Genomic DNA, 10,087 nt, shown 5'->3' with positions numbered 1-10,087 from the left:
TCGCGCAGCGGCGGCAGGTGGATCGGGAAGACGTTGAGACGATAGTAAAGATCGCTACGGAATTCGCGATCCAGCACCATCTGTTTGAGATCGCGGTTGGTGGCGGCGATCAGGCGCACGTCGGTCTGGATCAGCTTGTTGCTGCCCAGACGTTCAAACTCCTGCTCCTGCAACACGCGCAGCAGTTTCGGCTGCAGTTCCAGCGGCATATCGCCCACTTCGTCAAGGAACAGCGAGCTTTTATCCGCCAGTTCGAAGCGACCAATGCGCTGGGCGCTGGCACCGGTAAACGCGCCGCGCTCGTGACCGAACAGGTCGCTTTCCAGCAGGCCCGCTGGCATTGCCGCGCAGTTCATTTTCACCATCCGGCGGTTATTACGGCCGCTCAGGTTATGGATGGCGCGGGCAATCAGCTCTTTGCCGGTGCCTGTTTCACCGAGGATCAGCACCGTACTGTCGCTTGGGGCGACCATCTCAACCTGCTTGAGGACGTTGAACATCGCTTCGCTACGACCGATGATTTCGCCAAACTCGCCGTCGACGTTATTGAGCTGTTCGGTCAGCGCCAGGTTTTCATCCACCAGACGCTCTTTCAGACGGTGGATCTCCTGATAAGCGAGGGCGTTATCCACGGCGATGGAGACGCGTTCGGCAATCTGTTTAAGCAGCTTGAGGTTGGCGGCGCAGAAGACTTTTTCATCGCACTGGGCAAGCTTCAGCACGCCGAGCATCTGGTCGCCGGACATCAGCGGCAGCAGGCACAGCGTCTGGATTTTATCGTCCCACATCTCAAACAGCTGGCGCTCGTACGGGGCGAGTTTGTCCTGCTCGTTGAGGTTGAGCATCAGCATCTCTTTGCTTTTGAACACCCGCTCGGTCAGCGTGCCTGACTCGTTCACTTCGCTCTGATCGTGCACCGGATCGTTAACGTCGATGTAGTGCGTGGAGTAGATATTCAGTTTGCCCTTGCGGTTGCTGCGCAGCACCACGCTGATGGCGTCGATATTGAAGTAGTAGTGAATCTCTTTCGCCACTGCGCTAACCAGCTCGTCCATATCGAGGCGCGACAGCACGGCGTTGGTGATGGCCACCAGAATGCGGAAGTTATCGCGCTCGCGGCACAGCAGATCGTAATCGACGTTATTGGTCACCCGGCTTTGAATTTGCTCGGTCACCACGGCGACGATCTGCGTGAAAATGTGCAGACGCTGATACTCTTTCTCGGTCCACGGGCGGTCGTCCTGGCGGATAAATTCGCAGCCGCCAAAGATGCGCCCCTCCGCCGCCAGCGGCAGCAGACAATAGTGGCCAAACGGCTGATACAGCTCGCTGGCCGCCAGTTGCGGCCAGGCTTCGCTGAACTCAGCATAGCTACAGTGGAGCGCGTCGGGACGAGAGAGCAGGCGTCGGACCGGGCCGTTTGCCAGCAGGTTATCGTCTTCGTAAGCGATTGGCCGACCGGCTTCACGCGTGGCGTGATAGCCCGCGCGGTGGTTTCCCGGCTGTAGCAGAACGATCGCCGCGCTGTCAGCCAGCGAAGACTGTTTCGCCAGTTGCGCCAGCGTTTCGCTCAGTGCCGCCAGATCGGGCTGTTGGAGAAGAGTCCGGGTGATATCGAACAGCCCTTGCTGACCGAGATCGCCCATCGGTGTATACGACATGTCACTTGCCCATAACTGCACCGCATAGGGTGCGATAAATAATAATAATAATAAAATGCAGACCTTGAGTGGTCTGTTAACAAATTCGCGGAAGCGGCTCGGCGTGAGGGAGATCCAGCGTGCGTTTCACGCCGTATAATCCGGCAACGCGCACTCCCCGGCGTTCGGTCACTTCGCCAATGATAGCGGCATTGCTGCCCAAAGGATGGGCGCGCAGTGCGGCCAGCACCTCTTCGGCCGCGTCGCGGCTGACGCCAATCACCAGTTTACCTTCATTGGCAAAGTTAAGCGCGTCAAGCCCCAATAATTCGCACACGCCGCGAACGGCGTCTTTGAGCGGCAGATGCTGCTCCTGAATTTCGACGCCAAAGCCGCAGCTGGCGGCAAACTCGTGGGCCACCGCGTTGACGCCGCCGCGGGTAGCATCGCGCAGCGCTTTGACGCCAGTAATCGGCCGCAGAGCTTGAATCAGCGGCGTGAGCACCGCGCAGTCGCTTTGCAGTTCGCCATCGAGGCCTAACTGTTCACGCAGATTGAGGATGGTTGCGCCGTGGTCGCCCAGGGTGCCGCTGACAATCAGCACGTCGCCCGGCGTCAGCGTTGCCGCGCCCCAATGAATGTCGGCGGGAATCGCGCCCATCCCGGCGGTGTTGATAAACAGTTTATCCGCCGCGCCGCGACCGACAACCTTGGTGTCGCCGGTGACGATAGCGATGTCTGCCGCTTTGGCCGTTTCAGCCATGGTGTTCACCACCGCTTCCAGCGTCTCCAGCGGCAAACCTTCTTCGATAATAAATCCGCAGGAGAGATAACGGGGGGCCGCGCCGCTGACCGCCACGTCGTTGGCGGTGCCGCAAATCGCCAGCTTGCCGATATTGCCGCCGGGGAAGAACAGCGGGTCAATCACATAGCTGTCGGTGGAAAACGCGAGGCGGTCGCCGTGCGCGGTCAATGACGCCAGCGACAGGCGCGCCTGATCTTCTTGCTCGGCCAGCCAGGGATTGGCGAAAGCCTTCATAAACAGGCTGTCGATGAGCTGTTGCATCGCCAGGCCGCCGCTGCCGTGGGCTAACTGGATAGTGTTCATGCTTCGGACTCCTGACTGCGATATTGATACCAGGCGGCGCACGCCCCTTCGGACGAGACCATCAGCGCGCCGAACGCGCTTTGCGGATTGCAGGTTGCGCCAAACAGCGGGCACTGGTGCGGTTTGCAGCGGCCGGTGAGCACGTCGCCGCAGCGGGCGCGCGGGTCGTCGCAGACGCGCTGAGGCTGCGGCTTAAAGTGGCTTTCGGCGTCAAAACGCTGATAGTCGTCGGTCAGCTGTACGCCAGAATCGTTGATTAATCCCAGGCCGCGCCATTCGCTGTCGCCCTTGACCGTAAATACCTCGGCAATCGCTTTTTGCGCCAGCGCGTTGCCGTCGTCCGGCACTACGCGGCGATACTGGTTCTCGACGCGGCTCTCTTCGGCAATTTTCTGCTCCACCAGCATATTGACGCCCTGTAGCAGATCCACCGGCTCGAAACCCGCGACCACCAGCGGACGATGATAGTCGCTGGCGATAAAGCCGTAGGCGTGAGTGCCAATCACCATGCTGACATGACCCGGCGCGAGGAACGCATCGATGCCGTTATCCGGCTGATCCAGCAGGCTGCGCAGGGTAGGAATCAGCGTGATGTGCTGGCAGAAAAAGAAGAAATTCTCGACGTTCTGCGCCTTCGCCTGTTGCAGCGTAATGGCGGTGGTCGGCATGGTGGTTTCAAAGCCCAGACCAAAGAACACCACTTTGCGCGTCGGATTCTGCTGCGCCAGCTTGAGGGCGTCCATTGGCGAATAGACGATACGAATATCCGCGCCGCGTGATTTGGCCTGCATCAGCGAGCCGTTTTTCCCCGGCACGCGCATGGCATCGCCGAAGGTGCAGAAAATGACCTCCGGATGGCTGGCAATTTCAATACAGGTGTCGATGCGTCCCATCGGCAACACGCACACCGGGCAGCCCGGCCCGTGGATAAATTCGATGTTCTCCGGCAGCAGCTGGTCGAGACCGAATTTAAAAATCGCATGCGTGTGGCCGCCGCACACTTCCATGATGCGCAGTGGGCGTTCGGCGGTATAAGCCAGATGTTGCGCGCGGTTTTTCAGGTGGGCAATCAGCTGCATCACCTGTTCCGGCGCGCGGTACTCATCAACAAAACGCATTACCGTTCCTCGCCAAAGAGCAGGGCGCCAACGTCCGGCTCCACTTCAAACATATTTTCCAGCGCCGCGAGGGTGTCGCGCGCCTCTTCCTCATTGATGACGCTCATGGCAAAGCCGACGTGCACCAGCACCCATTGGCCGATACGCGATTCGCCGTTCTCATCCACCGCGCCGACTAGCGTCAGGTCGACGTCGCGCTTGATCCCGCAGACGTCCACTTTTGCCTGCACGCCGTCAATGGCGGAAATTTGTCCCGGAATGCCTATGCACATCGCTGCGTCTCCAGCCAGTTTAGCCAGGTGTCCATGCCTTCTCCGCTGGTGGCGGAGATGAGGATGATTTCAATATCCGGATTCACTTCACGGGCGCAGGCGAGGCACTTCTCAACGTCGAAGTTGAGGTACGGCAACAGGTCGACTTTATTGAGCAGCATCACCGAGGCGGCGGCGAACATATGCGGATATTTCAGCGGCTTGTCTTCGCCTTCGGTAACCGACAGCACCGCAACCTTATGGCGCTCGCCAAGGTCGAAGCTCGCCGGACACACCAGGTTGCCGACGTTTTCAATAAACAGAATCCCGTTGCTCTCCAGCGGCAGGCGCGGCGCGGCGTCGGCAATCATCTGCGCGTCGAGGTGGCAGCCTTTACCGGTATTGACCTGAATCGCTGGGGTGCCGGTGGCGCGAATGCGCGCGGCGTCGTTGACTGTCTGCTGGTCGCCTTCAATCACGGCGCAGGAGACGCGATCTTTCAGGCGCATCAGGGTTTCGGTGAGCAGGGTGGTTTTACCGGAACCGGGGCTGGAGACCAGATTCAGCACCAGCTGTTCGCGGGCGGCGAAGCGCGCGCGGTTGCGGGCGGCAATCTGGTTGTTTTTATCCAGCACGTCGATTTCGACTTCCAGCATCCGCCGCTGGCTCATGCCCGGCGCGTGAGTGCCCGCTTCGCCGTGGCCGTAGTGCAGATCGCCGTTATCGGCGGCCTGCGGCTGGAATTGTTGCGTTCTGACGCCGGTAATCGACAGGGCCGGACGGCCCGCCGGTGCGAAGGGGGCGCTGCGGAACAGTGAATGCGGATTACGTTCATCGCCCTCTATATAGAGGTTGCCTTCGGCACAACCACAGGTGGTACACATACTTTACTCCTGATCAATTTCAATTCGCTGAATCTGTAAACCGTCGTCGGCGACGATGCGCAGGTTGTCGCTGTTGCACTGTGGGCAACGGCGGACGTGTACCGACACGAGCTGGACATACTGCTGGCAGGATTCGCACCAGCACTCCGCCTCCTGCTCTTCGACGTGGAGTTTACAGCCTTCAGCCAGCGTGCCGCGGCACACCAGATCAAAACAAAAGGTCATTGCGCTCGTCTCTACACAAGAAAAAGCGCCGACCTTGATCCAGACGCCCGTCACGCGCTTCGCGCCGTTCTGTATCGCCTGTTGTTCAACAATTTCCAGCGCCCGCTGGCAGAGCGTGATTTCGTGCATAACGCCTCCCGTTTCTCTTAACTTGCAGACGTAATGCAATAACGATGCCAGAGATGTAAAAGCGTCGCGAAAGACTGTCGATGACGATGTCACCCTGACGAAATGACATGTCGTTAGCGGCATGTCATTTCTGGAAATCCAATAAAAATCAATGTATTAAAAATATGGCATGAAATGTGCTTAGGAGGCTTGTTTCTATTAACCGGGTAACCGACATGACTATTTGGGAAATTAGCGAGAAGGCCGACTACATCGCCGATCGTCACCGCCGCCATCAGGATCAATGGCGTGTGTACTGTAACTCTCTGGTTCAAGGGATCACATTGTCAAAAGCGCGTCTGCATCACGCGATGAACTGCGCACCGGAGAAAGAGCTGAGCTTCGTGCTGTTCGAACATTTTGTGGTCTCCGTCAGCCTGTCAGGCGGCTTTAATAGCCACACCGTTGAGTACTACGTGGAAACGCGGGATGGCCTGAATAAAGAGTGCGTTGCGCGCGCCGAGCTGAACGCCAGCGGCTTTATTGATGGCACCATCAATATCCGCGATCGCGAGCAGGTGCTGGAACACTACCTGGAAAAAATTTCGCCGGTATACGACACCCTGTATGCGGCGCTGGAGAGCGACAGCCCGGTTAATTTCGGCGGCCTGGCGCAGCAATCTCATCAGGCTTCCATCGCCTGAATTATCGGTGTGTCGACGGGTGTCGAAATGACACCTGCTCTGCATGATTTCGTCAAAAATGACTGTCACCTGAGGAAGACCTGGTGAATCGTTTTGTAATTGCTGACTCTACCCTCTGTATCGGTTGCCGCACCTGCGAAGCAGCCTGCTCGGAAACGCATCGCCACCATGGCCTGCAATCGATGCCGCGGCTCAGAGTAATGCTCAATGAAAAAGAATCCGCGCCACAGTTGTGCCACCAATGTGAAGACGCGCCGTGCGCCGGAGTATGCCCGGTAAATGCCATTAACCGCGTCGATGGCGTCGTACAGCTTAACGAAAGCCTGTGCGTCAGCTGCAAACTGTGCGGCATCGCCTGCCCGTTTGGGGCGATTGAATTTTCCGGTAGCCGCCCGCTGGATATCCCGGCGAACGCCAACACGCCGAAAGCGCTGCCTGCGCCGCCTGCTCCGGCTCGCGTCAGTACCCTGCTGGACTGGGTACCGGGCGTACGCGCTATCGCGGTGAAATGCGACCTGTGCCATTTCGATGAGGAAGGCCCGGCCTGTATCCGCACCTGTCCGACGAAAGCGCTGCATCTGGTCAACAACATGGATATCGCCCGCGTCAGCAAACGCAAACGTGAGCTGACCTTCCACACCGATTTAGGCGATCTGTCGCTGTTTCAGGCGCAACAAGGAGAGGCGAAATGAGCGTGATGACCTTAATCAATAGCGCGGTGGCGTGGTTTGCCTTCGCCGCGGTGCTCTCCTTTTTGCTGTCGTTTAAAAAATCGCTGAGCGGGTTTATCGCCGGGATTGGCGGCGCGCTGGGCAGCGTTTGTGCGCTGCTGGCCGGGGTGCAGGTGCTGATTCACGCCTTTCCGGTGATGGGCCATCTGTCGCTGGTGCACTACAGCGTGCTGGTCACGCCGCTGAACGCGGTCTGGCTGATTGCGCTTGGCCTGTGCGGACTGTTTGTCAGCCTCTACAACATCGACTGGCATCGCCACCCGAAAGTGAAAAACAACGGTCTGCTGGTGAACGTGCTGCTGGCGGCGGCTGTCTGTGCGATTGTCGCCAGCGGCTTCGGCTCGCTGGTGGTGATGGCGGAAATTATGGCGCTGTGCGGCGCGTTCCTTACCGGCTGCGCCTCCTCCGGCAAACTGTGGTTTGCGCTGGGCCGTCTGGGCACCATTCTGCTGGCGATTGCCTGCCTGCTGCTGTGGCAGCGTTACGGTACGCTGGATCTGGTGCTGCTGAACGAACGTGCGCAGCAACTGCCGGTCGGCTCTGACATTTGGGTGCTGTGCGTACTGGGCTTTGGCCTGTTGGCGGGCATTATCCCGCTGCACGGTTGGGTGCCTTCGGCGCATGCCAATGCCAGCGCACCGGCTGCCGCGCTGTTTTCGACCGTGGTGATGAAAGTGGGTCTGCTCGGCATTCTCACCGTCTCGCTGCTGGGCGATGCTCAGCCGCTGTGGTGGGGCATTGCCCTGCTGGTGCAGGGGATGATCACCGCGTTTGTCGGCGGATTGTACGCGCTGATGGAGCACAACATTCAGCGCCTGCTGGCGTACCACACTCTGGAAAACATCGGCATTATCCTGCTGGGGCTGGGCGTTGGCGTCACCGGTCTGGCGCTGCAACAGCCGGTGATGGTGGCGCTGGGCCTGGTCGGTGGTCTGTACCATCTGCTTAACCATAGCCTGTTTAAAACCACGCTGTTCCTCGGCGCGGGCGCGGTCTGGTTCCGTACCGGCCATCGCGACATCGAAAAGCTGGGCGGGATTGGCAAGCGTATGCCGATGATCTCGCTGGCGATGCTGGTGGGCCTGATGGCGATGGCTGCGCTGCCGCCGCTGAACGGCTTTGCCGGTGAGTGGGTTATCTATCAGTCCTTCTTCAAACTGAGCACCAGCGGGGCGTTTATTGGTCGTCTGCTGGGGCCGCTGCTGGCCGTTGGCCTGGCGATTACCGGCGCGCTGGCGGTGATGTGTATGGCGAAAGTCTACGGCGTCACCTTCCTTGGCGCACCGCGCACCAAAGAGGCGGAAAACGCCTGCTGCGCGCCGCTGCTGATGGCAATTAGCACCGTGGTGATGGCGCTGCTGTGCATCGTGGGCGGTGTCGCCGCACCGTGGCTGCTGCCGCTGCTGAGCACCGCCGTGCCGCTGCCGATGAGCACCGCGCATACCGTGGTTTCTCAGCCGATGATTACCCTGCTGCTGATTGCCTGCCCGCTGCTGCCGTTCATCATTCTGGCGCTGCTCAAAGGCAACCGCCTGCCGAGCCGTTCGCGCGGTGCGGCGTGGGTCTGCGGCTACGACCACGAACAGTCGATGGTGATTACCGCGCACGGTTTTGCGATGCCGGTGAAACAGGCCTTTGCCCCGGTACTCAAACTGCGTAAATGGCTCAACCCGGTCTCTCTGGTTCCAGGCTGGCAGAACGCGGCGGCGCCGCTGCTGCTGCAACGTCTGGCGCTGGTTGAACTGGCGGTGCTGGTCGTGATTGTCATCTCTCGAGGAGCCTGAACATGACGGTCTTATTTGCTTTACTGCAGGCGCTGGTGCTGTTCGCCGTTGCGCCGCTGCTCTCCGGTATTACCCGCGTACTGCGCGCTCGGTTGCATAACCGTCGCGGGCCGGGCGTGATGCAGGAGTATCGCGACATCATCAAACTGCTGGGTCGCCAGAGCATTGGCCCGGATGCGTCCGGCTGGGTTTTCCGCCTGACGCCGTTTGTGATGGTAGGCGTGATGCTGACCATCGCCACCGCGCTGCCGGTGGTCACCGTGGCGTCGCCGCTGCCGGGACTGGGCGATCTCATCACCCTGATTTATCTGTTCGCGGTGGCGCGTTTCTTCTTCGCGATTGCCGGTCTGGACACCGGTAGCCCGTTTACCGCCATCGGCGCCAGCCGTGAAGCGATGCTCGGCGTGCTGGTGGAGCCGATTCTGCTGCTGGGCCTGTGGGTCGCCGCGCTGGTGGCCGGTTCAACGCACATCAGCAATATCACCGACACCCTTTACCACTGGCCGGTCAGCCGCAGCATTCCGCTGGCGCTGGCTTTCTGCGCCTGTGCCTTCGCCACCTTTATCGAAATGGGCAAACTGCCGTTCGACTTAGCGGAAGCGGAGCAGGAACTGCAGGAAGGCCCGCTGTCCGAGTACAGCGGCAGCGGCTTCGGCGTGCTGAAGTGGGGCATCAGCCTGAAACAGCTGGTGGTGCTGCAAATGTTCGTTGGCGTGTTTATCCCGTGGGGCCAGATGACCAGCTTTAGCGTGAGCGGCCTGGTTATCGCGATCGTTGTCGCCATCGTCAAGCTGGTGGTCGGCGTGCTGATTATCGCGCTGTTCGAAAACAGCATGGCGCGTCTGCGTCTGGATATTACCGGTCGTATCACCTGGACCGGGTTCGGTTTAGCCTTTTTAGCCTTCGTCTCCTTGCTGGTGGCGTGATAAGAGAGTTTTGAGCATGTCTGAAGAAAAAGTGGGTCAACACTACCTCGCTGCGCTGCACCAGGCCTTCCCGGGCGTGGTGCTGGACGAAGCCTGGCAGACCAAAGACCAGTTAACGATTACCGTAAAGGTGAACTACCTGCCGGAAGTCGTCGAGTTTCTTTACTACCAGCAGGGCGGCTGGCTGTCGGTACTGTTCGGCAACGACGAACGTAAACTGAATGGACACTATGCGGTCTACTACGTGCTGTCGATGGAGAAAGGCACTAAGTGCTGGATCACCGTGCGCGTGGAAGTGGACGCCAATAAACCGGAATACCCGTCGGTCACGCCGCGCGTGCCTGCTGCCGTTTGGGGCGAGCGTGAAGTGCGCGACATGTACGGTCTGATCCCGGTCGGCCTGCCGGATGAGCGTCGTCTGGTGCTGCCGGACGATTGGCCGGACGAGCTTTATCCGCTGCGTAAAGACAGCATGGATTATCGTCAGCGCCCGGCGCCGACCACCGACGCCGAAACCTACGAGTTCATCAACGAGCTGGGCAGCAAGAAGAACAACGTGGTGCCGATTGGCCCGCTGCACGTCACCTCCGATGAACCGGGCCACTTCC

General features: G+C 59.6%; 10 protein-coding genes and 1 pseudogene. 5 read left to right on the top strand and 6 right to left on the bottom strand.

Translation table 11 applies throughout. The features are described from left to right. The 6 genes from flhA to hypA all read right to left on the bottom strand — a co-directional run. The coding region (gene flhA, locus ACW14G_RS20905; RefSeq protein WP_455648762.1) for a formate hydrogenlyase transcriptional activator FlhA at nt 1-1,661 on the bottom strand (1,661 nt) is incomplete at its 3' end. Nucleotides 1,662-1,737: 76 nt separating this feature from the next. Further along, entirely contained in the window at nt 1,738-2,748 is a 1,011-nt protein-coding gene (gene hypE, locus ACW14G_RS20900; RefSeq protein WP_249022249.1) for a hydrogenase expression/formation protein HypE, read from the bottom strand. Continuing rightward, complete coding sequence (gene hypD, locus ACW14G_RS20895) at nt 2,745-3,866, bottom strand: hydrogenase formation protein HypD (RefSeq protein WP_163447241.1); 1,122 nt, start codon at nt 3,864-3,866, stop codon at nt 2,745-2,747. Before hypD ends, hypE begins: the two co-directional genes overlap by 4 nt. Next, a complete protein-coding gene (locus tag ACW14G_RS20890) occupies nt 3,866-4,138 on the bottom strand; it encodes a HypC/HybG/HupF family hydrogenase formation chaperone (protein ID WP_064547776.1) in 273 nt (90 codons plus the stop codon). Before ACW14G_RS20890 ends, hypD begins: the two co-directional genes overlap by 1 nt. Next, entirely contained in the window at nt 4,129-5,001 is an 873-nt protein-coding gene (hypB, locus tag ACW14G_RS20885) for a hydrogenase nickel incorporation protein HypB (protein WP_167576562.1), read from the bottom strand. Before hypB ends, ACW14G_RS20890 begins: the two co-directional genes overlap by 10 nt. Nucleotides 5,002-5,004: 3 nt before the next feature. Continuing rightward, nucleotides 5,005-5,355: a hydrogenase maturation nickel metallochaperone HypA gene (hypA, locus tag ACW14G_RS20880; protein WP_064547780.1), complete on the bottom strand. Its 351-nt coding sequence runs from the start codon at nt 5,353-5,355 to the stop codon at nt 5,005-5,007. Nucleotides 5,356-5,570: 215 nt separating this feature from the next. Here hypA and hycA point away from each other — a divergent pair, with 215 nt between their 5' ends. The 5 genes and pseudogenes from hycA to hycE form a co-directional block, all read left to right on the top strand. Next, on the top strand, nt 5,571-6,038 hold the full coding sequence (gene hycA / locus ACW14G_RS20875; RefSeq protein ID WP_064547782.1) for a formate hydrogenlyase regulator HycA: 468 nt from the start codon (nt 5,571-5,573) through the stop codon (nt 6,036-6,038). A gap of 83 nt (nt 6,039-6,121) precedes the next feature. After that, on the top strand, nt 6,122-6,730 hold the full coding sequence (locus ACW14G_RS20870) for a 4Fe-4S dicluster domain-containing protein (protein WP_163447245.1): 609 nt from the start codon (nt 6,122-6,124) through the stop codon (nt 6,728-6,730). After that, a complete protein-coding gene (hycC, locus tag ACW14G_RS20865; RefSeq protein ID WP_455648761.1) occupies nt 6,727-8,553 on the top strand; it encodes a formate hydrogenlyase subunit 3 in 1,827 nt (608 codons plus the stop codon). Before ACW14G_RS20870 ends, hycC begins: the two co-directional genes overlap by 4 nt. 2 nt (nt 8,554-8,555) lie before the next feature. Further along, complete coding sequence (locus ACW14G_RS20860; protein ID WP_249022247.1) at nt 8,556-9,479, top strand: respiratory chain complex I subunit 1 family protein; 924 nt, start codon at nt 8,556-8,558, stop codon at nt 9,477-9,479. Between the two features lie 16 nt (nt 9,480-9,495). After that, nucleotides 9,496-10,087 (top strand): annotated as a pseudogene (gene hycE, locus ACW14G_RS20855) (formate hydrogenlyase subunit HycE); the annotation flags it as partial.

The organism is Kluyvera sp. (genome assembly GCF_965301105.1).
The sequence above is the reverse complement of the archived record's forward strand: the minus strand, read 5'-3'. Positions and strand labels throughout refer to the sequence as shown.

Bases quoted from the DNA above. Each gene is read 5' to 3' on its own strand.
- hypE (WP_249022249.1), bottom strand. From the start codon at position 2,748: ATGAACACTATCCAGTTAGCCCACGGCAGCGGCGGCCTGGCGATGCAA.
- hypD (WP_163447241.1), bottom strand. From the start codon at position 3,866: ATGCGTTTTGTTGATGAGTACCGCGCGCCGGAACAGGTGATGCAGCTG.
- ACW14G_RS20890 (WP_064547776.1), bottom strand. From the start codon at position 4,138: ATGTGCATAGGCATTCCGGGACAAATTTCCGCCATTGACGGCGTGCAG.
- hypB (WP_167576562.1), bottom strand. From the start codon at position 5,001: ATGTGTACCACCTGTGGTTGTGCCGAAGGCAACCTCTATATAGAGGGC.
- hypA (WP_064547780.1), bottom strand. From the start codon at position 5,355: ATGCACGAAATCACGCTCTGCCAGCGGGCGCTGGAAATTGTTGAACAA.
- hycA (WP_064547782.1), top strand. From the start codon at position 5,571: ATGACTATTTGGGAAATTAGCGAGAAGGCCGACTACATCGCCGATCGT.
- hycC (WP_455648761.1), top strand. From the start codon at position 6,727: ATGAGCGTGATGACCTTAATCAATAGCGCGGTGGCGTGGTTTGCCTTC.
- ACW14G_RS20860 (WP_249022247.1), top strand. From the start codon at position 8,556: ATGACGGTCTTATTTGCTTTACTGCAGGCGCTGGTGCTGTTCGCCGTT.